Source organism: Holtiella tumoricola (genome assembly GCF_027857615.1).
Classification (GTDB): Bacteria; Bacillota; Clostridia; order Lachnospirales; family Cellulosilyticaceae; genus Holtiella; species Holtiella tumoricola.
On record NZ_JAQIFT010000028.1, the window covers coordinates 24,618 to 48,481 of the forward strand.

26 protein-coding genes and 1 riboswitch are annotated in these 23,864 nt (G+C 34.2%); of the genes, 19 read left to right on the forward strand and 7 right to left on the reverse strand.

Features of this window, described 5'->3' with window-relative positions; translation table 11 throughout:
- Nucleotides 1-50: 50 nt before the first annotated feature.
- A complete protein-coding gene (locus PBV87_RS06480; RefSeq protein ID WP_271011574.1) occupies nt 51-968 on the reverse strand; it encodes a dihydrodipicolinate synthase family protein in 918 nt (305 codons plus the stop codon).
- 300 nt (nt 969-1,268) lie between these two features.
- Between PBV87_RS06480 and PBV87_RS06485 the strand changes: the two genes are divergently transcribed.
- From PBV87_RS06485 to PBV87_RS06555, 15 genes are all read left to right on the forward strand, one after another.
- Complete coding sequence (locus PBV87_RS06485; protein ID WP_271011575.1) at nt 1,269-1,952, forward strand: N-acetylmannosamine-6-phosphate 2-epimerase; 684 nt, start codon at nt 1,269-1,271, stop codon at nt 1,950-1,952.
- A gap of 77 nt (nt 1,953-2,029) precedes the next feature.
- Nucleotides 2,030-3,400 carry an ABC transporter substrate-binding protein gene (locus tag PBV87_RS06490; RefSeq protein WP_053982583.1) on the forward strand — a complete coding sequence of 457 codons (1,371 nt, stop codon included), beginning with the start codon at nt 2,030-2,032 and terminating at the stop codon, nt 3,398-3,400.
- 87 nt (nt 3,401-3,487) lie between these two features.
- Nucleotides 3,488-4,384, forward strand: a complete 897-nt coding sequence (locus tag PBV87_RS06495) for a carbohydrate ABC transporter permease (RefSeq protein WP_053982582.1) — start codon at nt 3,488-3,490, stop codon at nt 4,382-4,384.
- 17 nt (nt 4,385-4,401) lie between these two features.
- Nucleotides 4,402-5,274 (forward strand): carbohydrate ABC transporter permease, encoded by an 873-nt coding sequence (locus PBV87_RS06500; protein ID WP_053982581.1) that lies wholly within the window; start codon nt 4,402-4,404, stop codon nt 5,272-5,274.
- A gap of 82 nt (nt 5,275-5,356) precedes the next feature.
- Nucleotides 5,357-5,800, forward strand: coding sequence for a NanQ anomerase/TabA/YiaL family protein (locus tag PBV87_RS06505; RefSeq protein ID WP_271011576.1), 444 nt, complete (start codon nt 5,357-5,359; stop codon nt 5,798-5,800).
- Nucleotides 5,801-5,808: 8 nt separating this feature from the next.
- On the forward strand, nt 5,809-6,684 hold the full coding sequence (locus PBV87_RS06510) for an ROK family protein (protein ID WP_271011577.1): 876 nt from the start codon (nt 5,809-5,811) through the stop codon (nt 6,682-6,684).
- Between the two features lie 21 nt (nt 6,685-6,705).
- Nucleotides 6,706-7,563, forward strand: coding sequence for a MurR/RpiR family transcriptional regulator (locus PBV87_RS06515; RefSeq protein WP_053982578.1), 858 nt, complete (start codon nt 6,706-6,708; stop codon nt 7,561-7,563).
- A 154-nt stretch (nt 7,564-7,717) separates the two neighbouring features.
- The gene (locus PBV87_RS06520) at nt 7,718-8,131 is read left to right on the forward strand and encodes an NUDIX hydrolase (protein WP_271011578.1); all 414 of its coding nucleotides are present in this window, start codon (nt 7,718-7,720) and stop codon (nt 8,129-8,131) included.
- An 87-nt stretch (nt 8,132-8,218) separates the two neighbouring features.
- Nucleotides 8,219-9,790, forward strand: coding sequence for an RNA polymerase sigma factor (locus tag PBV87_RS06525; protein ID WP_271011579.1), 1,572 nt, complete (start codon nt 8,219-8,221; stop codon nt 9,788-9,790).
- A gap of 212 nt (nt 9,791-10,002) precedes the next feature.
- On the forward strand, nt 10,003-10,827 hold the full coding sequence (locus PBV87_RS06530; protein WP_053982576.1) for a sensor histidine kinase: 825 nt from the start codon (nt 10,003-10,005) through the stop codon (nt 10,825-10,827).
- Nucleotides 10,828-10,947: 120 nt separating this feature from the next.
- Nucleotides 10,948-11,445: an NfeD family protein gene (locus PBV87_RS06535; protein WP_271011580.1), complete on the forward strand. Its 498-nt coding sequence runs from the start codon at nt 10,948-10,950 to the stop codon at nt 11,443-11,445.
- A 52-nt stretch (nt 11,446-11,497) separates the two neighbouring features.
- Nucleotides 11,498-12,490 (forward strand): flotillin-like protein FloA, encoded by a 993-nt coding sequence (gene floA, locus PBV87_RS06540; protein ID WP_053982575.1) that lies wholly within the window; start codon nt 11,498-11,500, stop codon nt 12,488-12,490.
- The gene (locus PBV87_RS06545; RefSeq protein WP_271011581.1) at nt 12,471-12,926 is read left to right on the forward strand and encodes a hypothetical protein; all 456 of its coding nucleotides are present in this window, start codon (nt 12,471-12,473) and stop codon (nt 12,924-12,926) included. The genes floA and PBV87_RS06545 overlap by 20 nt, the downstream gene beginning before the upstream one ends.
- A complete protein-coding gene (locus PBV87_RS06550) occupies nt 12,926-13,666 on the forward strand; it encodes a LytR/AlgR family response regulator transcription factor (protein ID WP_271011582.1) in 741 nt (246 codons plus the stop codon). Before PBV87_RS06545 ends, PBV87_RS06550 begins: the two co-directional genes overlap by 1 nt.
- 223 nt (nt 13,667-13,889) lie before the next feature.
- Complete coding sequence (locus PBV87_RS06555; protein ID WP_271011583.1) at nt 13,890-14,549, forward strand: manganese efflux pump MntP; 660 nt, start codon at nt 13,890-13,892, stop codon at nt 14,547-14,549.
- An 87-nt stretch (nt 14,550-14,636) separates the two neighbouring features.
- Here the strand turns inward: PBV87_RS06555 and PBV87_RS06560 are convergent, their stop codons facing one another.
- A complete protein-coding gene (locus tag PBV87_RS06560) occupies nt 14,637-15,116 on the reverse strand; it encodes a hypothetical protein (protein ID WP_271011584.1) in 480 nt (159 codons plus the stop codon).
- A gap of 182 nt (nt 15,117-15,298) precedes the next feature.
- On the opposite strand from PBV87_RS06560, the gene PBV87_RS06565 reads away from it, so the two are divergent.
- Together PBV87_RS06565 and PBV87_RS06570 are read left to right on the forward strand one after the other, a co-directional pair.
- Nucleotides 15,299-17,416, forward strand: coding sequence for a glycoside hydrolase family 31 protein (locus PBV87_RS06565; protein ID WP_465221116.1), 2,118 nt, complete (start codon nt 15,299-15,301; stop codon nt 17,414-17,416).
- Between the two features lie 34 nt (nt 17,417-17,450).
- Nucleotides 17,451-18,083 (forward strand): DUF305 domain-containing protein, encoded by a 633-nt coding sequence (locus tag PBV87_RS06570; protein ID WP_053982570.1) that lies wholly within the window; start codon nt 17,451-17,453, stop codon nt 18,081-18,083.
- 38 nt (nt 18,084-18,121) lie between these two features.
- Here PBV87_RS06570 and PBV87_RS06575 read toward each other — a convergent pair whose 3' ends face one another.
- From PBV87_RS06575 to PBV87_RS06595, 5 genes are read right to left on the reverse strand one after another with little or no spacing between them, the layout of a single operon-like run.
- Nucleotides 18,122-18,961 carry an ATP-binding cassette domain-containing protein gene (locus PBV87_RS06575; protein WP_271011586.1) on the reverse strand — a complete coding sequence of 280 codons (840 nt, stop codon included), beginning with the start codon at nt 18,959-18,961 and terminating at the stop codon, nt 18,122-18,124.
- A 7-nt stretch (nt 18,962-18,968) separates the two neighbouring features.
- A complete protein-coding gene (gene cbiQ / locus PBV87_RS06580) occupies nt 18,969-19,748 on the reverse strand; it encodes a cobalt ECF transporter T component CbiQ (protein ID WP_271011587.1) in 780 nt (259 codons plus the stop codon).
- Nucleotides 19,745-20,041, reverse strand: a complete 297-nt coding sequence (locus PBV87_RS06585) for an energy-coupling factor ABC transporter substrate-binding protein (protein ID WP_053982567.1) — start codon at nt 20,039-20,041, stop codon at nt 19,745-19,747. Before PBV87_RS06585 ends, cbiQ begins: the two co-directional genes overlap by 4 nt.
- A gap of 3 nt (nt 20,042-20,044) precedes the next feature.
- Complete coding sequence (locus PBV87_RS06590; RefSeq protein WP_053982566.1) at nt 20,045-20,785, reverse strand: energy-coupling factor ABC transporter permease; 741 nt, start codon at nt 20,783-20,785, stop codon at nt 20,045-20,047.
- A gap of 46 nt (nt 20,786-20,831) precedes the next feature.
- Nucleotides 20,832-21,611: a sirohydrochlorin cobaltochelatase gene (locus tag PBV87_RS06595; protein ID WP_271011588.1), complete on the reverse strand. Its 780-nt coding sequence runs from the start codon at nt 21,609-21,611 to the stop codon at nt 20,832-20,834.
- A 129-nt stretch (nt 21,612-21,740) separates the two neighbouring features.
- A riboswitch (cobalamin riboswitch) is annotated at nt 21,741-21,928 on the reverse strand.
- Nucleotides 21,929-22,080: 152 nt separating this feature from the next.
- On the opposite strand from PBV87_RS06595, the gene PBV87_RS06600 reads away from it, so the two are divergent.
- Together PBV87_RS06600 and PBV87_RS06605 are read left to right on the forward strand one after the other, a co-directional pair.
- On the forward strand, nt 22,081-23,073 hold the full coding sequence (locus tag PBV87_RS06600; RefSeq protein ID WP_271011589.1) for a sensor domain-containing diguanylate cyclase: 993 nt from the start codon (nt 22,081-22,083) through the stop codon (nt 23,071-23,073).
- The gene (locus PBV87_RS06605) at nt 23,048-23,839 is read left to right on the forward strand and encodes an HD domain-containing phosphohydrolase (RefSeq protein WP_271011590.1); all 792 of its coding nucleotides are present in this window, start codon (nt 23,048-23,050) and stop codon (nt 23,837-23,839) included. The genes PBV87_RS06600 and PBV87_RS06605 overlap by 26 nt, the downstream gene beginning before the upstream one ends.
- Nucleotides 23,840-23,864: the final 25 nt, after the last annotated feature.

The following is a 23,864-nucleotide window of genomic DNA, read 5'->3' on the forward strand; positions in this document are numbered from 1 at the left end:
AGAACATTGCATGAGCAATGTTCTCTTTTTATTTTAGGCTAATGAATAGATTATACATTTTTCCATTCTTCAATTGTAGCTCTGATATCATTGAAAAGAGTAATGATGGCTGGATCTTTTTCATCAACTGGTAAGAAAGGAAGTCTAGGGTCACCAATATTGCAACCATCCATTCTAATAATTGTTTTGCAAGCACCATACATAGATGGGAAACTGCATAAACGGTAGATTAGATGAGTGATTTTGTTTTGAAGCACTTGTGCTTTAGCAATTTCATTACGTCTAATTAAATCTTCAAGTTTTAAGTAGAGTTCTGGCATAGCACCATATGTACCGCCGATACCTGCATCAGCACCCATAAGACGACCCGCTAAGTATTGTTCATCAGGGCCATTAAAAACGATAAAGTCTTTTCCGCCGGCTTCTTTGAAGCGAAGGATATCATGACAAGGTTCAGATGAATTTTTAACCCCAGCAACACGTTCGTTTTCTAACATTCTATTGAAAAGTGTCATAGAGAGATTGAAACCTGTAAGTTGAGGGATGTTATAGATAAAGAAAGGAAGGTCAGCAGCTTCTGTAATTGTTGTCCAATGACGATATACGCTTTCTTCACTTGGTCTATAGTAAACGCAAGGTACAGCTGATGTTGCAGCAGCACCGGCACTTTCAGCATGTTTAGCAAGCTCAGCAGCGTGTCTGCTAGATGGTGTGCCTACATGTACGATAATGTTCATTTCATTTCCAGCTTCTTCGGTAACAGCTTCAACAACTTGTTTACGTTCATTATCATCAAGTAAGAAGCCTTCTCCAGTACTTCCACAAACATAAAGACTCTTAACACCTTTATTAATATAGTAGCGAGTGAGTGCTTTAGCCGCTTTTAAATCAATATCACCACAAGCATTAAATGGTGTATTAAGTGCAACTGTGACATTTCTAAAGCGTGAAGTTTCGTATTTGGACATGTTAAACCCTCCTAGGATATTTATATGAATAATTAAATAACTTTTTACTATAGTATCATTCTTAAAAAAGGAAATCAATAAAAAAAGAAAATTTTGTTCATTTTTTTGAGAAAATAAGAATAAAAAAAATATCATCCATTATATATGTAATATAAACAAATTTAAAATGGAAAAGACAAGTTATTAATAAAAAGTGCTTAATTTATGAAAAAAATTTCCAAAAAACTATTGAAAAAATTTTTCTTTATGTTATTATAAATTCAGAAGATATAAACAAATATTAAATAAGGGGGATAACCTATGGATCACTCCGTACTATATAAAGTCAAAGGTGGACTTATTGTTTCATGTCAAGCACTTGAACATGAACCATTACATAGCTCTTATATTATGGGAAGAATGGCATATGCAGCTAAGCTGGGAGGTGCTGTAGGGATACGCGCTAATACAGTTGAAGATATAAGGGAAATTAAAAAAACGGTCGATTTACCTATTATAGGGATCATTAAACAACAATATGGAGATTGTAACGTGTACATCACACCTACTATAAAGGAAGTAGATGCATTAGTGGAATGTGGAGTAGACATCATTGCAATAGATGCAACAAAAAGAGAAAGACCTGATGGTAAGACATTGGATGAGTCTTTCAAAGAAATCAGAGAAAAATATCCAGACCAATTATTCATGGCGGATTGTTCTACATATGAAGAAGGTATACATGCAGCTGAGATAGGATTTGACCTAATTGGTACAACGATGCATGGCTATACAGACTATACACAAGGAGCTACTTTACCTAACTTTGATCTCATAGGGTCATTAGTTAGAGACTGTGGCAAGCCTGTGATAGCAGAAGGGGGCATCTGGTGCCCAGAAGATCTAAGAAAGGCTATTGATACAGGAGCCTTAACAGCGGTTGTGGGAACAGCCATTACAAGACCAATGGACATTACAAAGCGTTACGTAGAAGCATTGCAATAATAAGTAGTTAGCCTAAAGGATCTAACAGATTGAATCTGTGATCAATATACGAATTTTATTCTAAGGGGGATAAATTTATGAAAAAAGCTTTCGCATTATTATTAACATTAGCAGTTTCTTTAACAACGTTTGTAGGATGTGGAACAGCAGCGGAGACATCAAAACCTGCAAATAATGAATCACAAAGCAGTTCATCAGAAAAGGATTCCTCACAAAAGGAAGAAGTAAAGACAGAAGAGCCTGTAGAAATTACATGGTGGAACTTCCCTAACTTTGCACCAATAGATGATACAGCAGGAAAGTATGAAGAAGGTATTATCCAAGCGTTCAATGAGAAATATCCAAACATTAAAGTAAACATGGAAATGATTGATTTTGCATCTGGTCCAGAAAAAATCACGAATGCAATCCAAGGTGGTACCGTATGTGATGTACTCTTTGATGCACCAGGACGAATCATTTCTTACGCTAAAGATGGTGTGTTAGCTGACGTAAATAGTATGTTCACAGATGAATTTATAAAAGACGTAAACAATGATAATATTATTAATGCTTCAAAAGTAGGAGATGATTATTTCATGTATCCTATTTCTTCAGCTCCTTTCTTAATGGCATTTAATAAGGATATGTTAGAAAAACATGGATTATTAGATATGATTAACCTAGAAGGAGATAGAACTTGGACAGTAGATGAATATAAAGCACTTTTAGCAGCACTTAAAGAAAAGGGTGAAAAAGGTGCAGTAGTATACTGTGTATCTCAAGGTGGAGACCAAGGTCCTAGAGCATTTATTTCTAACTTAGCAGGAACACCTATTACAAATGATGCACTTACAGAGTACACAATTAATAGTGAGGGTGGTATTGAAGCTTTAGCATTTGTTAAAGATGCAGTAGATTCAGGTCTCTTACTAAATGGTAGTGCCCTTGATGGTACAGCATCTATCGAAGAATTTACATCAGGACGTGTATCTCATACTATTCTTTTCAGTCCTGGTGTTTATAATAATAACAAAGCAAATATGGACTTTGAACCAATCTTTGTTCCATTCCCAACTCCAGCAGGTCAAGAGCCAGAACTTGAATACCTTATCGATGGTTTCTGTATCTTTAATAATGGAGATGAAGCGAAAATCGAAGCTTCTAAACTTCTTATTGATTTCATTTGTAATGATCCAACATGGGGACCAAAAAATGTTAAACAAACAGCAACATTCCCGGTTCGTGGATCATATGGCAACCTCTATGAAGGTGATGACAACATGACTTACTTAGCTAATTTAACAAAATACTATGGCACATATTACAACACAATTGATGGTTTTGCAGAAATGAGAACTTACTGGTTCCCAATGATGCAAGCAGTACTTGCAGGAGATAAAACTCCAGAAGCAGCTCTTAATGACTTTGTAAGTTACTCAAACCAATCAATCCAAAATGCTCAATAATAAGTAAGTTTAAAGGGCTGTCGTGAAATAAGATTTAAGTATTTTACGGCAGCCTATTAAGGAAAATCACCGAATAGGAGTGTGACTATGAATAAACATAATCTACCCAAGATTCGTGTTAGGGAAACTATAGTTTCTTATCTTTTCTTGGCACCTGCATTATTGTTTTTCTTTACATTTGTTGTATATCCAATGTTATCAGGGATTTTTACTAGTTTCTTTGACTACACTTTAAAGAAATTTAATTTTATAGGACTCCAAAATTATATTAATCTTTTTCAAGATGAAATTTTTTGGAAGTCTATGAGAAATACATTAGTTATTGTACTGGGTTCTGTGCCAGTAGTAGTAATTTTTTCTTTATTTGTAGCGGTAACTATTTATCAAAAGAAAGCAGGCGTACGCTCTTTCTTTAGAGGTGTATTCTACTTACCAGTTGTTACAGGAACCGTTGCTGTAACTGTAGTATGGAAATGGATTTACGATCCACTTAACGGTATTTTAAATTATGTTTTACAATCAGGCGGTATCATTGATGAGCCTATTATGTGGTTAGGAGATAAACGTTTTGCTATATGGGCAATTATTATTATCCTACTTACTACATCTGTTGGGCAGCCTATTATCCTCTATGTAGCAGCACTTGGTAATATACCTCAATCTTTTATCGAAGCTGCAGAAGTAGATGGGGGTAATAATTGGCAAATCTTTAGAAAGATAAAATGGCCTTGTCTTATGCCGACTACTTTATATGTAGTGGTTATTACTACAATTAACTCCTTCCAATGTTTCTCATTGATTCAGTTGTTGACTTCCGGGGGGCCGAACTATTCGACAAGCACAATTATGTATCTGGTATATGAAAAAGCATTTAAGCTTACTCAATTTGGCTATGCCAACGCAATGGGAGTAGTCTTAGCAATCATTATCGGTATCATTAGCTTTGCACAGTTCAAAGTACTCGGAAACGATGTAGAATACTAGAAGGGAGGGGCACTCTAATGCAATTGGCAAAAAAAGTTAGAGAAAAAGAAGAAGCACTTAGTACACGAGAACAGAAAATAACACCATACAGAGTTATTTCAATGGCATTCTTATATATACTTACTTTTATTTTTATATTTCCTTTTTACTGGATTATAACAGGAGCATTTAAAGCTCAAAAAGTAACGGTACAAATTCCACCAGAATGGTTCCCGTTAAATCCAACGATGGAGAACTTTGTAAAACTTTTTAAAAACCCAGCACTTCAATGGTTAGGAAATAGTATTTGGATCTCATTAATAACTATGATTTTAGTATGCTTAACGGCAGCACTTGCAGGGTATGTATTAGCTAAAAAACGCTTTTATGGACAAAGATTTATCTTTGCAATGTTTGTAGTTGCAATGGCTCTTCCAAAGCAAGTTGTACTTGTACCACTTGTGCGAATGGTTAATGCATTGGGCTTCCATAACACATTGGCAGCAGTTATTTTGCCAGCGGTAGGATGGCCATTTGGGATATTCTTGATGAAGCAATTTAGTGAAACAATTCCTGGGGAACTTTTAGAAGCAGCAAAAATAGATGGATGTGGTGAATTACATACCTTCTTTAACATTGTTTTACCTATTGTAAAACCAGGAGTAGCTGCACTTGCAATTTTCACTTTTATTACTTCATGGAATGACTACTTTATGCAGCTCATTATGTTAAATACAAGATCAAAACTTACAATTTCATTAGGTGTAGCAACACTTCAAGCAGAATTTGCAACAAACTATGGTGTAATTATGGCAGGAGCAACTTTAGCTGCAATACCTATTGTATTGATGTTTGTATGTTTCCAAAAATACTTTACACAAGGTATTACAATGGGAGCTGTTAAAGGATGATAGGGTAAGTAATATCAAGGGGCTTTTGCATATTTTATGCAATGCCCCCTTTTAAATATATAGAATAGAGAGGATGAACATAATGATTTATGATTTAATAACAAATATAGTAAATTACAAAGGAATAAGTGAACATTTAGATAAGGCAATAGAATTTATTGCAAGTAATGACCTAAATAGTCTTCCACTAGGAAGAACAGATATAGATGGTGACAATGTTTTTATTAATATAATGGAGGCAACTACAAAAGGGGCACAAGAATTAAACTTCGAATATCATAAGAATTATATGGATATTCAAATTGACTTAGTAGGTACCGAAATGATTCAAGTTGCTACAGAGGGGATAGAAGAAGTTGAAGCTTATAAAGAAGATATAGGATTCTTTAAGGCAAACACAGGAAGCTCATGTATACTTGGACCAGGACGCTTTATTGTGTGTATGATAGAAGAATTACATAAACCAGGTATTCAAGTAGGATCTAATACAGCAATTAAAAAATGTGTAGTAAAAGTTAAGAAGTAGGTGAAGAAATGAGAATTGTAGCACTTGATATAGGTGGAACTTCGATTAAGGCAGGGGTATGGAAGAATAATCAACTGAGTGAAATTAAAGAGTACCCAACTAATGCTAAAGCAGGCGGGGAAGCTGTGGTAGCAAAGGCTATTTCTATACTAAAAGAATACGATGAATTTGATAGAATAGGTATTAGTACAGCTGGGCAAGTAGATTCGGTACAAGGTATGATAAGATATGCTAATGAAAATATTCCGGGTTATACAGGTATGAAGGTGAAAGAGATATTAGAAGGCACTTTTCATGTACCAGTAGCAGTAGAGAATGATGTAAATGCAGCAGCAATAGGAGAAGCTGCATTTGGTGCAGGACAGGGGTATGATCATTTCCTATGTTTGACTTATGGAACAGGGGTAGGTGGAGCAATTGTTATCAACAAAAAAATCTATACAGGTGCAGAGTTTTCAGCAGGAGAATTTGGAAGTATGATTGTTCATCCAGAAGATAGAAAAGAAGGGGAGTATTTTAGTGGATGTTATGAGAAGTATGCATCTACAACAGCTCTAGTAGCGAAGGCACAAGCGTATGATCCTACGATTACTAATGGACGCAAATTATTTGAAAGACTAGATGAAGACCCTATTAAGCAGATTGTTGATGAATGGATCAAAGAGATTATGTATGGACTTGTTAGCTTGATTCATATTTTTAATCCTCCATGTATTGTTTTAGGAGGAGGCGTATTTGCTCAAACATATGTAGTGGAAAAATTAGAGAAGATGCTTTACACTAATATCATGCCAAGTTTTAGAAATGTAGTCTTAAGACAAGCAGAACTCGGAAACACAGCAGGTCTTTTAGGTGCAGTGAAACTTGCTTGTACATTAGATTAAACAGCAAAATGGGGTGGAAAAATGGCAAGTAATGATTTGATAGGACGAATACGTGAGGGGTATTCTGGATATACAAAGGCAGAAAAGAAAGTAGCTAATTATATTTTAGAGAATACTAAAAAGGTATTATTCATGTCTATTACAGATTTAGCAGATGCCTGTGAAGTTGGAGATACAAGTGTATTTCGCTTTTGTAGGAGCTTGCGATTACAAGGCTATCAAGAATTTAAGATGCAACTGTCTTTAAGTATGAATCATGATGATTTAGAAGTAGAAGAAGAAATTGGTAATATTAATTTGCAAGATCCATTTGAAGTATTAGCAAAGAAGGTTCTTCAGAATAATATTAATGCAATCAATGAAACTTATGGGCTTATCCAGACAGCTGATTTTGCAAAAGTGATGCACTATTTAGAAACAGCAGACAGTATTCATTTCTTTGGGGTAGGGGCAAGTATGCTAACCTCCATGTTTGCAATGAATAAGTTTTTGAAAATTATTCCTAATGTAAGATGTGTAATGGATTCGCATATGCAAGCAATGTCTGCTTCTATGCTAGGAGAAGGTGATGTTGCCATTGTTATTTCATATTCTGGTGCGACAAAAGATACAATCCATGTTGCCAAACTAGCCAAACAAAGTGGAGCAAGAGTTATTTGCTTAACCCGATATGCCAAATCACCCCTAACAGTCTATTCAGATGTAACTTTGCTATGTGGGGCTAATGAAGGGCCTTTAGATGGAGGCTCAACATCATCTCAAATGAGCCAAATGTTCCTTATAGATATTATGTATAATGAATTCTATAGAAAACGTTTAGAAGTAACCAATAAGAATATTCATAAGACAGCAGATGCTGTTTTAGATAAGATTTATTAGATATGTAGAGGTCTTACTACTAAGAGTAGGGCCTCTTTTTGTATCTCTTTACCTTATTAAGAGGCGAGGTGTATGATGAAAGAGAGTATACTTACTGGATGATGAGAGATAGCTATGACATAGGATAAACAAAAGAAGAATAGGAGAAGAATAAATGGAAGTTAAATTTTATGATGAAATAGAGGATAACAAGCTAAAGTATGCAGTAATTGCGTCTAGATATAAGGGACAATGGGTATATTGCAAGCATAAAGAAAGAGATACATTTGAAGTACCCGGTGGACATAGAGAACAAGGTGAAACAATTGTAGAGTGTGCTAAAAGAGAACTATATGAGGAAACAGGGGCAGTAGCGTTTGAGTTAATACAGATAGGAGTATACTCTGTAGTACGAGGGGATATTGAGACGTTTGGTATGCTCTTTTTTGCAGAGATAAGTGAACTGGGTAAATTACCAGATATGGAAATAGAGCAAATAAGCTTTTTTGATGAGATACCAGAAAAGCTTACATATCCTTTAATACAACCGAAGCTAGTAGAGAAGATATCAAAAACATTAATAAAATAAAGAGAAGTATTTTTTGATTTTTATTAACCGAATTCATATTCATACGACTATATAAATAACAAATTAAAAAGAAAGGAGCAGAAGGAAATGGAAAAGCACGAAATAGATAGTAAGATAGCTGAAGTATCAAAATCCATATTGTCATATTGCATGACACGTACGTCTACTCAACATGAAGCAGAAGATTTAGCACAAGATATTCTGCTACAGCTCATTAAATCATTACCTAATATTCGTGATGATCAGGCTATTTATAAATTTATGTGGAGTGTTGCAGGTAATGTGTATAGTAGTTGGTATAGAAGAAAGATAAAAATAAAAGAGTGTGAACTGATTGAAGAAAGCTATTATGGCTATTTTGATGACATAAAAGATGACCATACTGAAATTGATTTACTAAGGCGAGAGTTGTCCCTTATGTCGGAAAAATATAGGAAGGTAACGATACTTTATTATCTCGAGAATAAATCATGCTTAGAAATTTCTCAAAAACTCTCTATTAGTGAGAGTATGGTAAAATATTTACTTTTTAAAGCAAGAAAAATTCTGAAAGAAGGTATGAATATGAATAGAAATTATGGTGAACAAAGTTATAATCCTAAACAATTATCTTTGATGTATATGGGAGAAGGACCAAATAGATTTTGGCAACTTTTAGATAGTAAAGCTATTCCACAAAATATTTTATGGGCATGCTATAACGATGATTTAACAGGTGAAGAAATTAGTTTACAAATAGGAGTTGCATTACCATATCTTGAAAGTGAATTATATACGCTTGTTAATGCGGGTATTCTTCTTAAAAGGGGAAATAGATATACCACTAACATTGTCATAATGTCGAAAGATTTTAGTAGAGAAGTTTCTAGTAAGCTTGCAGATATTCAAGATAAAATTGCAGATAGCATCAATCACTTTTTGGTAGCACATGAAAGTGATATTAGAAGTATTGGATTTTATGGGTGTAATATGAGCCATAATACTTATATGTGGCAGATGATGTGTATGGTATTAGCATCAACTTTTAAAAAATGTCAGGAGATTGATTTAGGGGGAGAAACACCAATAACAGCATTTGGAGAAAGAGCATATGTTTGGGGAGAAGAAGAGTGCAAGAATGCTTTTAATATTTGTCAAATACAAGGGGGAGGCGTGGAAATAGAAGATTGTATGCTTTATTTTATGGATTGGATAGAGAATCCAAAGGGAACACATCATGATTTTTATAATGATAGAAAGCTTGTAAATTTATTTATAAGGCTTGCAAAAGGTCAGGTTAAAGATCCAAATGAATATGAAAAAGAAATGATTGTTACCTTAATAAAAAGAGGTTATGTCCTTAATAAGAATGGTGAATTAGCTATAACAGTTCCTGTTTATACTCAGAAACAGATAGACAAAGTCATAAAAATTTTGGACCCTATTATTGAGGAAACATATCAGCTTTCACAGGAGATATTTTCAGTGATTTGTAGCATTTTAAAAAATCATACACCAATACATTTAAAGCAATCTATAAAAGGAATAGCGAGGATGAGATTATTTAGTGAAGTTGTATCTGCTCCTGCTCATATTATGCATTGTAAAGATTATATTAAAACAAATTGGAGTGCAAATGAAATGCCTACGACGTATATAGTTATAGATGAGACAATGTAAATCAATTAAATATTAATAAAGGCAATGGGGTTACTTATTAAATAGGGTAGCACCATTGCCTTTATTCTTTAATTAAAATTCTATTTTGTGAATAAGAGTGTAATAATAATTTTATATTAGAATAATGATAAAGTATTAGGAAGATGCATGGTATAATAGTAAAAAGTTCAAAGAATTATTTATATACTAAAGTATAAAATAGAGGTACAGAAATGAATTTAAAAAAAATCATTAGGCTATCTTTTCTTATCAACATTCTGCAGATTTTATTAATTATCGTCATCATTTTTTATATCAACTATGCACCAAGCCAAGATATGTTCCTTCTTCTGTATGGCTCAGCAGGACTAACAACATTTAATAGTATGTTAGCAGTAGTGAGCTATTATTTTTTAATAGCAAGAGAAGATAGAAAAGATGTGCAAGAAACAATCCAGAATCTAGAGAACTTAAATGCAACCTTAAGAGAGCAACGTCATGACTATTTAAATCATATCCAAGTGATCTATGGTTTGATGGAGCTTGAAGAATTTGAGGAAGCAAAGCATTATATGGAACCTGTTTATGAAGATCTACTTAAAGTAGGCAAAGCACTTAAGACCTCTCACCCAGCGGTTAATGCGTTGCTCCAAGCAAAGATGCAAAAAGGACAAAATGAAGATGTATCAGTCTATCTAGAGGTAAAGTCTAACTTGAAGGATATATCAATGGAGCCATGGGAGCTTTGTAAGGTGTTATCTAATGTTATAGATAATGGTTTTACTGCCTTAATGCAAAAAGAGAATATGAGAAAGTTATATATTGATATTGGTGAGGATCAAGCAAATTATAGCTTTTATATCTACAATAATGGACCTGTTATTCCACCAGATGTATTACCTAATATTTTTATACAAGGCTTTTCAACTAAAAAAGAAGAGGGACATGGTATGGGATTAGCGATTGTAAAGAAGACATTAGAAAAGGTTGGAGGGAGTATTCAAGTAGATTCTAATGTTGATAAAACTTGCTTTACTATATTGGTACCAAAGGTATAGGGGGTAAAAACGACATTTGAGGAGAGAAAATGTATAAGTTGTGGCGTATCTATAGAAAGTCAAATGTAAAAGGAATATGATAGTTCTATAACCAAAAGGTAATAAAAAGGGGGTGAAATAATGATAGCAGGACTACTAGATGGAATGACACTTTTTAGCATAATCTTATTAATTTTAGGTTTTGTATTAGTAGGAATAGAGTTAACTGCACCCGGTATTTCTTTTCCAGGTATAGCAGGTGCCATCTGCTTAGTAATTAGCGTATTCCTGACAGCTGACACGATTGTAGAGGGTGTGATTATGACTATTGCCATCCTGGCAATACTGGGAGTAATGCTAGGGATCATGGTATGGCTCTTGGCGAAAGGAAAATGGGTAAGGCCTATTATCTTAACAAATGAGCTTAACAAAACAGAAGGATACATCAGTTCCTCGGACTTAGATTATTTACTTGGAAAAGAAGGCGTTGCTTCAACAGACCTACGTCCTTCAGGTGTTGGTAGTTTTGAAGGTGTAAATTTTGATATTATTTCTGAAGGTCAATATATTGAAAAATGGACACCAATAGTTATATATAAAGTACAAGGGTCAAAACTAATTGTAAAAGTGAAAGCATAAATACAACCTAAGTCAAAGGGATAATAAATTAAAAAAGTTAGGGGCGAAAAAGATGGATGCAAGTATTATTAGAAGTATTGTTATTATAGGTATTATAGGTATTCTTATTATTTTATTCTTTATTTTTGTACCAATGGGATTATGGGTATCTTCATTAGCTGCAAATGTTAAAGTAAGTATCTTTAACCTAATTGGTATGAGACTACGTCGTGTTGTACCAAACCGTATCGTATTACCACTTATCAAGTCAACTAAAGCAGGTGTAGGCCTTAATGTTAATCAATTAGAAGCACATTATTTAGCTGGTGGTAATGTTGACCGTGTTGTAGATGCTCTTATTGCAGCAGAACGTGCAGGAATTGAACTACCTTTTGAAAAGGCAGCAGCTATTGACCTTGCAGGTCGTGATGTATTAGAAGCCGTTAAAATGAGTGTTAATCCAAAAGTTATTGAAACACCTAATGTATCAGCAGTAGCTAAAGATGGTATTGAACTTTTAGTTAAAGCACGTGTAACAGTTCGTGCTAACTTAGAAAGATTAGTAGGTGGTGCTGGAGAAGCAACAGTACTTGCTAGAATTGGTGAAGGTATTGTTACAACAGTGGGTTCTTCAGTATCTCATAAAGAAGTATTAGAAAACCCAGATGGTATTTCTAAAATGGTGCTTGGTAAAGGACTTGATGCAGGAACAGCATTTGAAATCTTATCTATTGATATTGCAGATATTGATGTAGGTCGTAACATCGGTGCTCAACTTCAAACACTTCAAGCTGAAGCAGATAAAAATATTGCTCAAGCTAAAGCAGAAGAAAGAAGAGCAATGGCTGTTGCTAAAGAACAAGAAATGCGTGCTTATGTAGTTGAAGCAGAAGCTGAAGTACCAAAAGCTATGGCTTATGCGTTAAGAGAAGGTAAAATAGGTGTAATGGACTACTATGAACTCCAAAACATTAATGCAGATACAAAAATGCGTCAAACAATCTCAACTACAAATAATGGCAAGCTACCATTAGGAGGTGGCAAAGATGGGGCGAAACAATCTTAATTCTTTCGAAAACAAAATAATGGAACTTAATAATTTCCTTGTTACAGGCCAACGCAATAATAATCCTATGGGAGACTTAGCAGCATTACAATCTATGGCTAAACAAATTGGTGAAGGTATGCATGGTAAGAAAACTCAATGGAAAAATGCGTATAAATCTAACGACAAATCCCATGAACAAGAGGAAACTATAAGTCACCATCCTAAAAAGAATAAAAAACAAAAGCATCAACCAGTAGCAAAAGATAGAGATAGCCAGCTTGAAGAACAAATAAAACGTAAGCAACAAGAAGTTCATCGTGAGGAAACTAGGTTAAGAGAAGAAGAAAATAGTAGCAATGAATATTGGAGAGATGCAATAATTCTATCTGAGATCATTGGTGATCCTATAGCAAAGCGCAGACGAATGGAACGGAGAAGAATGGGGAGGATGTAATGGATATTAAGGTTTTACTAATAGAAGATGAGGCAGGAATACGCTTACTTATGCGTAAGATTATCGAGAAGACACCTGGCTTTATAGTGGTAGGTGAATGCGAAGAAGGCAAAGAAGGTCTTAGAGTTTTTAATAAGCTTAAACCAGATGTTGTGTTTTTAGATATACAACTTAAAGAAGGTAGTGGACTTGATTGTGCCAAGGAAATAGCAGATATAGAGCCTAAAACAAAGATTATTTTTGCAACAGCTCACTGTGAATATATGCCAGAAGCTTTCTCAGTTTATGCCTTTGACTATCTAGTAAAACCTTTTAATGTTGAACGTGTAACCCATACTTTAGAACGTATAAAAGCACTTCAGGAACCTGATCAGGCAACAAGTATGGATAAGATTGTACGCTATGAAAAAGGCTTAGAGAAGTTATTAGTAAAGGGTAAGGAGAGTATGAGTTTTGTAAATATCAATGATATTATCTTAGTGCAACGAGAAGATAGTAATACAGTGATATATACACAAAAAGATGCTTTTACCACCTCAGCAAGCCTTACTGAGGTAGAAGAAAAGCTAGATCCAGACCAATTCATACGTAGCCATAAATCATATATTATCAATCTTTCTCAAATTACAAAGATTTCTCCATATGGTAGATGGACCTATATTGTTAAATTTAAGGATCTTGATAAAGATGCTTTGATAACAGGAGAAAAATACGAAGAAATCAAAAAGATGTTTTTGTAAAATTGACTTCACAAATATTATAACTTATAATAGATGTAACTTCGTGAGGGAGTAGTTTGCTTATTATGAAATAAGTGGCAAGTCAACATAATGATTACGTTGTAATCTGGTTTGCCTTAATGAACAAGACTCATGTATGGTATTTTTGCCATACATGGGTCTTTTATTTTTTGGAAAAAATAAGTATGTGCTCTTAGAAAATTATAAATTGAGGAGAGGTAATATGGGATTAATTGAAATTATTTTAATTGGAATTGGGCTAAGTATGGATGCAGTTGCAGTATCTATGACAAATGGTATGGTTTATAAGGATGCAGGTAAAGCTAAAACGTATGCAATGCCTATTTTGTTTGGACTATTCCAAGGTCTTATGCCACTGATTGGTTATTTTGCAGGGGGATTATTTGCAGATGTCATTAGCCAATATGCAAGCATTTTAGTATTTATCATATTAGGTTTTATTGGTGGTAAGATGCTTAAAGATGGTATTGAACATATCAAAGAAGAAAAAGAACAAGTAAAAGAAAAGCAGGAACAAAAGAACACCTTAGTAGATGAGACTATGGTAGATGGAGTAACAACACAAGAAGAAGTAGCAATAACAGTAGAGGTACAAGAAACAGACGAGAAAAAAGAATTAACCTATAAGATGCTATTTATCCAAGCCATTGCAACAAGTATAGATGCCTTTGCTGTAGGTATTGGGTTTAGTGCAATGCAGGTAGATATTTTACCAGCAGCAAGTATTATTACTTTTACAACAGCAATTTGCAGTTTATTAGCTATCTTTATCGGAAAGAAATTTGGTGACTTATTAGGAAGTAAATCAGAGCTTTTAGGTGGAGCTATTTTAGTATTTTTAGCTATTAAAGCCTTATTTTAGAATCATAGGATAAAGAAAATTTTACACTAAATTATAATAAAAGAGTTGATTTTCATATAACTGAAATCAACTCTTTTATTATTTAAGTTATTGTATATACTCATAATCTACCAGTACTTGAGAAAGGAAAGAGTCGGTTTTGACATAGGCAACTAATAATTGATAGGCTGTATAATTATCTGTTGCATTAATATACTTAGATAAATCCTGTTGCATAAATTTAAGAAAGTTAATGATATTAAATAGAGTAAGAAGAGTGTTACTTTGCTCAAGGGTAAGGCCCTGGGCATTTTCATAAGGTTGTAGAGCTGAAGATAGAAAGTCTATCTGTGTAGCTACTGTTTCCAATATTTTTGATTGAGCTTTTGTAGACTTACCTGTTATCTTATTAGCATAAGCGGATTGAGCTGCAAGTGCCATTTCAGATTGAATATTTTTAATATCATTTAATAAAGTTACTTCATCAAGAGTAAAGGTATCACTAGAAGTTGCATAAATAGCAGTGTAGGGTAATAATAAGCTAAGAATAAGTAGACAAATCAGCAAAGGACGAGAGCGTTTAGTCAATGTAAATCACCTCTTTAAAAATATACTTTAAGTGTAGAGTTCTCAAAAAGTTAAAAAGGTATACAATATAAAGGTGTATTTTGAACGTTAGTTGATATGTTTCAATGATTTGGAAAGTGATATTATATAAAAAATAACCAATAGATTTTACAAATATAATAATTCTACATAACAATGAAATATTGTATACTATAAATGACGGTATTTATACTACATACGAAAAGGATGAGTTGAAAATGAAGCAAACAACAAGTATGAAATATACCTATGGCACACCAATTGAAACAGATGCTGTCGTAGATAAGGGGATTCAACAAGGTAAAGAATTAATAAGATTAGTAGAAGGAGAAGGTTGCTTTACATATACACTAAAACCAGAAACAGTAGTATATGGATTAGGTGAAAACCTACGTGGAATTAATAAAAGAGGTTGGATTTATGAAAGTTTTTGTGCAGATGATTGTGTTCACACAGAGGCTAAGCGCTCTTTATATGGAGCACACAATTTCTTTATTGTAGCAGAAGATAAACCATTTGGAGTTTTTGTAGATTATCCTGGACGTATTAGTTTTGATATTGGATACTCTAATATTGATGAATTAATTATTAAACCAGAAACTATGGATTTTAATTTATATATTATAGAGGGTGAGACACCTCTTGAAATTGTAAAAGCCTTTAGACAGATGATAGGGACAAGTTATATCCCACCTAAATGGGCTTTTGGATATCAGCAAAGTCGCTGGAGCTATAAAACAAGTGAAGAAGTGAGACAAGTAGCAAAGAACTTTAAAGATAATGGTATACCAATTGATACAATTTATTTAGATATTGATTACATGGAAAGATTTAAAGATTTTACAGTAGATGAAACAGCCTTTCCTAACTTTGAGGCCTTTGTACAAGAAATGAAAGAGATGGGTATTCGTCTTATTCCGATTATTGATGCAGGTGTAAAGGTAGAAGAAGATTATGAAACATATGAAGAAGGCCTTAAAGAAAATTGTTTTGTAACAGATGGTGAAGGTAACGTATTTGAAGGGGCAGTATGGCCAGGAAAAGTACATTTCCCAGACTTTTTAAATTCTAAGACACGTAGATGGTTTGGTCATAAATATGCCTTTTTATTAGATAAAGGTATAGAAGGATTTTGGAATGATATGAATGAGCCAGCTATTTTCTATACACCAAAAGCTGTAGAAGCAGCTATGGCAAATGTAGAAAAGCATAGAGGAGAAAATATAGATTTAGGCACATTCTTTGGTATTAAGGATAGCTTTAGTAATATCATGAATCAAGAAGCCTACTATAAGGATATGTATCATGATATGGATGGAGTGAGAGTGTGCCATTATGATGTGCATAACTTATATGGCTATAATATGACTCGCGCTGCAGGAGAGGCTTTTAAAGAATTACGTCCAAATACACGTACACTTCTTTTCTCTCGTGCATCTTACATTGGTATGCATCGTTATGGTGGCATATGGACTGGCGATAACTGCTCTTGGTGGAGCCACTTACTTCTTAATATTAAGATGATGCCATCCCTTAATATGTGTGGTTTTATGTATGCGGGAGCAGATGTAGGTGGATTTAGTGACAATACAACAGAAGAACTTTTGACAAGATGGCTTCAATTTGGTGTATTTACACCTCTTCTTAGAAACCATACAGCAGCTTATACCAGATTCCAAGAACCATATAACTTTAAGTATACAGAACGTATCAAAAAATGGATTGAAATGCGTTACGCACTTGTTCCATATCTCTATAGTGAATATATGAAAGCAACATTAAGCAATGATATGCTCTTTAAACCACTTGCTTTTGAATATAATGACCCTCATTGTACTCAAGTTGAAGATCAGTTGTTAGTAGGAGAATCCATTATGATTGCGCCTGTATATGAACAAAATAAAACAGGACGTTATGTGTATTTACCAGAAAATATGTTGTATGTAAATTTTGAAAGTGCAACAAATTATACTGTAGAAGAAATGAAAAAGGGTCATCATTATATTGAAGCAGATCTTGATCATTTGCCAGTATTCATTAGACCAAATCATATGTTGATTTTAGGTGAGGTAGCAGCTAATGTAGAGGCACAAGACAGCTCTAAGCTTCATGCTATTGGTTACTACAAAGATCATTGTGCATACAAACTCTATGAAGATGATGGTATAACACCTAAACCAAAATTAGAAGATTCTATAACTGAAATTTATATGTCTGATATAAACGTGAAACCAGAAAAACTTGAAAAAATAGAGGTATACAAAATCTCATCTTGCGAATAATAAAAAAGAATAAGCGCAAGAAGGAGACAATACTATGAAAAGACTTATCCGAAGAAGCTTGGCGGTTGTATGTCTATGTCTAACATTGGTAAGCTCTGTACAGGCTCAGGAAAGACCTCCAGAAGATCCTGTGGCATATAGAAAAGAACAGAAAGCTATTTTAAAAACGTTAAGAAAAGACATGGATAAGTCGTCAGATGAAGATGATGCTACCCTTGATTATGTAGAACAAATGTTAGCTTACTATAAGGCAGGTTCAGCACTTGCTAAGAATGTAATGGATCATGGCGATAATCAAGTGATTCGTCAAGCAGGACGTAGCATGCGTAAGCGTAATGCTACAGAAGTTAAAAAGATGGAAGAGATTAGGATCCGTCTAAAAGAACAAAAGGTAGAAGATGATTTAAAAGAAGCAGAGTATTTAAAAGTCTTTAAAGAAGCTCTAGATACTATGATAGATGATTTAGAGAAAGTTGAAGATGAAAATGTAGATCGTATGTTTTTACTTCAGATGATTTGCTATAACGAAGGGATTATTAAGATATCACAAAACATCTTAAACTATACACCTAATGTAGAAGTACAAGAAATCGCACAAAAAATCATAGAAAGACATACAAAAGAGATTACTTATTTGCAAAAGTTAGCAAGAGAAATACGTGCATAAAAAAGGCCACCTAAAGGTGGTCTTTTTATAATTAAAAATTATTTTAATAAAGACAGTAATGTCTTGCGAGCATCTTGAACAGTAACAGGTAAATTAGTAAATGCTAAGTGATCCTTTTCCTTAAGCACGTACATGAGTTGACCAACATAAGGTAAGCATAAGTCAGCAGTCTCAAGAATATGAGGTTGTGAAAAAACATCTGACACGGTACCAGATGTATGGAGTTGACCAGATTTTAATACATAAAGATAGTCACAGTATAAAGGGACAAGGTCCATATCATGGGTTGCGATGATTATAGCCATATTAAGATTTTGCTTAAGGGTATCTATAAGATCCATAATTTCTTTAACACCTTGTGGATCTAATCCAGCAGTAGGTTCATCTAGGATGAGAACAGTAGGTTCCATAGCAATAATCCCGGCTAGTGCAACACGCTTTTTTTGACCATAGCTTAGACTATGTGTAGGCTTATGACGTAGTTCATATGTTCCGGTTTGTTTAAGAGCACGTTCAATACGCACACGTGCTTCCGATTCGGAAATACCCAGGTTAACAACTCCAAATGAAACATCTTCATAGACACTTGCAGAAAAAAGCTGTGTGTCAGGATCTTGAAAAACAATACCTACAGATTGACGCAGTTGCTGAAGACCTTTAGAGGTATAAGAGATTGGTTGGTTATTATAAAGTACCTCTCCTTGAGTAGGCTTTAAGATGCCATTTAGAAGGAGAAACAGAGTAGATTTTCCAGCGCCATTACCACCTAAGAGACCTGTAGTAGTACCTTTTTCAAGATGAAGGCAAATATTGTCTAAGGCGTGGGTACCGTCAGGATACTGAAAGGATAGATTTTTAGTCTCCATAATGTAATTCATAGGTATGTTATCCTCCTAAGATAAATTCTATAATTCCTAATCCAATGAGCAAAGCCTCTACAAGGATTAAGTAAAGGTAGGGAAGAGACTTATAAGAGCCTTCATGTAAAACATTAAATGAACCATTATAGCCACGACACTCTAAAGAAGTATAAAGAACATTGTTCATCTTCAATGTCCTAATAAGTAATGTACTAAGTAACATGCCAAATGAGCGTATGCCTAGATGGAAATTACGATAGCCTAATCTTGCTATTTGAGCAGTATACATGGTAGTAGCAGTATCTATAAATACAAAGATAAATCGATAGATAAGACTCATAATCTCTAATAAAAAGGTAGGACAATGCCATTTTTCGAATACCCTTAAGATATCATTCATAGGTGTAGACAAACATAAGAAGTATAGGCAACTTACACTAGCAAAAACTTTGAAAAACATGAATAAACATATTTGTATACTCCCTTTGCTTATCCCCATGTACATGTGGGTAATGTGGATAGACCACAAAAAAGAATTACTTTCTGTGGAGAAATCAAAAAGTAAAGTAAGCAAACTTAAAATTAAAAAGGTTAGAGGTACTAACATTAGCATAATATAAAGTTTAATAGGGGTTAGCCCTTTGCGGACAGTAAGCCACCCCATTAATAATATAACTGTGATATAGAGCAAAAGGGAATGCTCTATAAGACAAGTTATAAGGACTAATAAGCTAAATAATACTTTTTGAACAGGGTCAAAGTGACGTAGTGGTGAACGATAGGCGTATTGGTCGATAACTTTCATCGATTTTTTAGTGCCTTACTCTTACCGTTGAGGTAACCAAAGCCATAAGCAAGGATACCTGCACCTATAGCAGCTTGGAGTGCAAAAAGAAGGCTTTCAATTTCGCCGCTAGCAGGCTCAACAAGTGGCTCAAACCAAGGTTCATAGTCTTCGTTAATTTGAGTAATCATTGTTTCGGCTTCACCATCTGCACCACCAAATTCTGCATTTTTAATAAGAAAAAGAGGAGCAAAGCTTATAATAATAACAAGTAAAATAAGTAATAAGTTAGTAGGGAAAGTATTTTTAGTCATGATTTAAACCTCCTTATTGAGTCGGCCTAAATGGATTAGACCTTCATCACTATATTTTTTTAATGCATTAACTACAACAACGGTTAAGATACCTTCACTAATTGCAAGTGGAAGTTGAGTAAGTGCAAAGATACCGAGGAATTCAACTAGAGAACCCATAAAGCCACCTGTAGTACTTGGGAAGGCAAGAGCAAGTTGGATCGAGGTCATTACATAGGTAAGTAAGTCACCCAGTGTTGCTGCAAGGAAGATTGCTAACCATCTAGGGGCTTTTGTCTTACTAATAAGTTTATAGATAAAGTAGGCAACAAAGGGACCGACAATAGCCATTGAAAATACATTTGCACCTAATGTTGTAATGCCACCATGAGCTAATAGGAGGGCTTGAAAGAGGAGGACAATACCACCGATTACAACCATAACAGTAGGACCCAGTAAAATTGCTCCAAGTCCAACACCTGTAGCATGTGAACAACTTCCTGTGACAGAAGGAATCTTTAACGCAGATAAAATAAATGCAAAAGCACCAACCATAGCAAGTAATAGTTTGTTCTGCTTATCCTCTGCAACAATCTTTTTAAGTGAGAGTAAGCCTACTACAAAGAAAGGTAAACAAAGTATTCCCCATGAAATACTCCAGCCAACAGGTAGGAAGCCCTCCATAATGTGCATAGCCTGTGTATCTAATGTTACAAGTCCTGCTACAAAACAAAACATAGCAAAAATCATTAATCTTCTTTTCATTTTCCTATCTCCTTTACGGTTAATAATTTATTTAGTAAATCAAAAACTAAGCTTTTAAAGCATCTAAAGCATGCTCTATAAAGAGGTGACGAATAGTTTGACTTTCACCTAGACCTTTTAAGTGGATAATAGGGTCAATGTTGTTTTGTTCTAATAGGTTTTTCCAAGAATCAAGTTCATCTCCAGCCATATCGTTAATAGCATGGTCGCCTGCTACTAACATAAAAGGAGCAAGGTAGGCACGTTTACAGTGAGTTTGTTGGAGCTTTTGAAGTACATCTTCGATAGCAGGAAAGCCCTCTACAGTACCGATGTAGACATTACCATTTACTTGATGGAACATATACTCTAATGCACAGTAAGCAGGGAATACAGGGTGGAAGGTGCCATGCCCCATAAGGATAAGTGCTTCATCTTGTTTTAATTCAGGGAAGAAGTCTAGTGTAGCATGAACTGCTTTTTTGTAGTCTTCGATAGTTGTTAATAAAGGTCTGCCCAATTTAATGCTTTTGAATTTGCTACTAAAGGATTCAATTTCTGAGCTAAGCTTATGATACTCATCTCCACAAATAATGTGTAAGGATTGAATTAAGACTTCCTCGAATCCAGCTTCATAAATAGCATTAAGGGCTTCAACTGGGTTAGGTATAATGAGTCCATCACGTTTGGCAAGACGATCAATTACCATTCTAGATGTATAAGCCCTAAAAAAAGTATAATCAGGAAAAGCCAGCTGTAGATCATGTTCGCACTGTTCAATAGTTTTCTTTCTTGTGTCTTCGTAAGTTGTTCCAAAGCTTACGACTAATAATGCTTTTTTGGTCATGTTTAACACTCCTTATAAAATGTAATAAGGGGATAAAGGCAATAAAAAAAGCCCTCTATGGAGGGCTCTATGTAAAAAATGCGCACAAAAAATACACAAAATACATATTACCTCCTTTCCCACCGAAAGGGTAATGCATCATTTTAGGTAGGTCTCCTGGCTGACGAATCATCCCAACTGTTCACCTTCCCATACTCCTAGTACAGTGGTTAAGCTAAGCTTTTGAACAGATGGTCCTCGTCTACAGTAGCGGGGGCTGCAGTGTATCACACGTTTCCCTATTAAGCTAAAGTAGCACCTAAAATTCTTTTGTTTATATATAGATATTATTTAATTAACCATTTTATTATAGTTTAGAGGAAATAAATAATCTAGTATAAAATTTTTATAGGATAATTTACGCTAAGGAGTTATGCTATAATAAGTTAAGTTATATTCTTATCATGAAGAACAAAGGAGGCAAATCAGTGTGTTTCAAGAAATTTATAAAGCATTCTTAGAAAACATTCCTTGGCCGACATGGATTTCATCAATAGATGCAAAGATATTATTTATAAATAAACCTTATGAAGCAGTATATAATATGAAATTAGAAGAGGTACAAGGAAAACATTTTAAAGAGATTGTACCTGAGAAAATAGCAGAACGTTATTATAATGAACTTATGCAATGTATAGAGAGTAAACAAATTTGTAAAAAAGAAGCATTAGTGAATGGAAAGTATTTAGAGTGTACTTTGTTTCCTATACTGAATGAAGAAGAAAAGGTAGAGGTTGTAGCAGGGATTATATTTGATGTTACAGAGCAAAAAGAAAGAGAACAAGAACTACAAAATGGAAAAGATATTTTAAGGACAATTATAGATTCTTTACCAGAAGCTATTTTTTATAAGGATAAAGAGAGTAGATTTCTAGGTTATAATAAAGCATTCGAAAAGTATTATAATCAACGAGGTATTTATGATATTAAAGGAAGAACGGATCTTGAGATATATGGGGATCAAGAAGTTGCAAAACAGTTTATAATGTTAGATCAAGAGGTCATGGAGTATAAAGAATCTAAGAGATATGAACAGAAGATTGTAGATGATGATGGGATTATGAGAATAGAGGAAAATATAAAAGTTCCTGTACTTGGGGAAGATGGAGAAGCTTGGGGAGTAGTAGGACTATCTAGAGACATTACAGATAAAAAAGCATTAGATGAAAAGTTAAAGTATATTAGTGAAATAGATGCTTTAACGGGTTTATACAATAGATATAGTTTTGAAGAAAAAATAAATCTATATACTAGAGAGGAATATCTGCCATTAGGAATGATTATGGGAGATGTGAATGGATTAAAGCTAGTGAATGATACATTAGGCCATTTAGAGGGGGATGAACTCTTAAAGAGTATTGCAGAAGTATTAAAGAAGGTATGTAAAGCAAAAGGCCATGTATTTAGGTGGGGGGGGCGATGAATTCTTTATCTTAATTCCTAATTGTACAGAAAGTATGTGCGAGGAAATGATGACAGAGATACGTGAATCCTGTGAAAATTATGAGAAACAATTTATTCAATTAAGTATTGCACTAGGAGAAGATGTTAAGTACAACTTAGATGGAAATATTTATGATGACATAAGATGTATAGAAGAAAAGGTTTATCGCCAAAAATTACTTGATAAGAAAAGTATGAAAAGTTCGGTACTGCATACGATGAAAAAGACTTTAGAAGAAAAAAATATGGAGACTCGTGAGCATGCAGATAGAGTAGCAAATAATGCAGTAAGTATTGGACGAGCTATGGGCTTTAAAATGAGTGAATTAGATGAATTAGAATTAACAGCGGAGCTTCATGATATTGGGAAAATAACAATAGCAGAAGAGTTACTTTTAAAACCATCTAAGCTTACAGAAGAAGAGTTTGAGATACTTAAAACTCATGCTGAAAAAGGGTATCGCATTATACATGCATGCGGTGAACTAATTGATGTTGCCAAGTCTGTATTAACCCATCATGAACGATGGGATGGTAGTGGCTATCCATTAGGGTTAAAAGAAGATGAGATACCTCTTATGGCAAGAATTATTAGTATAGCAGATGCTTATGATGTTATGACTCATGATAGAGTATATAAAAGTGCTATAAGCCAAGAAGAAGCCTTTGAAGAGTTGAGGCGTAATGCAGGAACGCAGTTTGATCCTCAGATTGTAGAGGTCTTTATAGAGTATTTAGTACAGTAAGTGATTTAATTGAGTATATAGGAGA

Bases quoted from the DNA above. Each gene is read 5' to 3' on its own strand.
- PBV87_RS06515 (WP_053982578.1), top strand. From the start codon at position 6,706: ATGGCAAGTAATGATTTGATAGGACGAATACGTGAGGGGTATTCTGGA.
- PBV87_RS06545 (WP_271011581.1), top strand. From the start codon at position 12,471: ATGGGGCGAAACAATCTTAATTCTTTCGAAAACAAAATAATGGAACTT.
- PBV87_RS06595 (WP_271011588.1), bottom strand. From the start codon at position 21,611: ATGACCAAAAAAGCATTATTAGTCGTAAGCTTTGGAACAACTTACGAA.
- PBV87_RS06555 (WP_271011583.1), top strand. From the start codon at position 13,890: ATGGGATTAATTGAAATTATTTTAATTGGAATTGGGCTAAGTATGGAT.
- floA (WP_053982575.1), top strand. From the start codon at position 11,498: ATGGATGCAAGTATTATTAGAAGTATTGTTATTATAGGTATTATAGGT.
- PBV87_RS06535 (WP_271011580.1), top strand. From the start codon at position 10,948: ATGATAGCAGGACTACTAGATGGAATGACACTTTTTAGCATAATCTTA.
- PBV87_RS06500 (WP_053982581.1), top strand. From the start codon at position 4,402: ATGCAATTGGCAAAAAAAGTTAGAGAAAAAGAAGAAGCACTTAGTACA.
- PBV87_RS06575 (WP_271011586.1), bottom strand. From the start codon at position 18,961: ATGAATTACATTATGGAGACTAAAAATCTATCCTTTCAGTATCCTGAC.
- PBV87_RS06520 (WP_271011578.1), top strand. From the start codon at position 7,718: ATGGAAGTTAAATTTTATGATGAAATAGAGGATAACAAGCTAAAGTAT.
- PBV87_RS06510 (WP_271011577.1), top strand. From the start codon at position 5,809: ATGAGAATTGTAGCACTTGATATAGGTGGAACTTCGATTAAGGCAGGG.
- PBV87_RS06480 (WP_271011574.1), bottom strand. From the start codon at position 968: ATGTCCAAATACGAAACTTCACGCTTTAGAAATGTCACAGTTGCACTT.
- PBV87_RS06590 (WP_053982566.1), bottom strand. From the start codon at position 20,785: ATGAAAAGAAGATTAATGATTTTTGCTATGTTTTGTTTTGTAGCAGGA.
- PBV87_RS06530 (WP_053982576.1), top strand. From the start codon at position 10,003: ATGAATTTAAAAAAAATCATTAGGCTATCTTTTCTTATCAACATTCTG.
- cbiQ (WP_271011587.1), bottom strand. From the start codon at position 19,748: ATGAAAGTTATCGACCAATACGCCTATCGTTCACCACTACGTCACTTT.
- PBV87_RS06490 (WP_053982583.1), top strand. From the start codon at position 2,030: ATGAAAAAAGCTTTCGCATTATTATTAACATTAGCAGTTTCTTTAACA.
- PBV87_RS06605 (WP_271011590.1), top strand. From the start codon at position 23,048: ATGTATTTAGGTGGGGGGGGCGATGAATTCTTTATCTTAATTCCTAAT.
- PBV87_RS06585 (WP_053982567.1), bottom strand. From the start codon at position 20,041: ATGACTAAAAATACTTTCCCTACTAACTTATTACTTATTTTACTTGTT.
- PBV87_RS06485 (WP_271011575.1), top strand. From the start codon at position 1,269: ATGGATCACTCCGTACTATATAAAGTCAAAGGTGGACTTATTGTTTCA.
- PBV87_RS06550 (WP_271011582.1), top strand. From the start codon at position 12,926: ATGGATATTAAGGTTTTACTAATAGAAGATGAGGCAGGAATACGCTTA.
- PBV87_RS06525 (WP_271011579.1), top strand. From the start codon at position 8,219: ATGGAAAAGCACGAAATAGATAGTAAGATAGCTGAAGTATCAAAATCC.
- PBV87_RS06505 (WP_271011576.1), top strand. From the start codon at position 5,357: ATGATTTATGATTTAATAACAAATATAGTAAATTACAAAGGAATAAGT.
- PBV87_RS06570 (WP_053982570.1), top strand. From the start codon at position 17,451: ATGAAAAGACTTATCCGAAGAAGCTTGGCGGTTGTATGTCTATGTCTA.
- PBV87_RS06495 (WP_053982582.1), top strand. From the start codon at position 3,488: ATGAATAAACATAATCTACCCAAGATTCGTGTTAGGGAAACTATAGTT.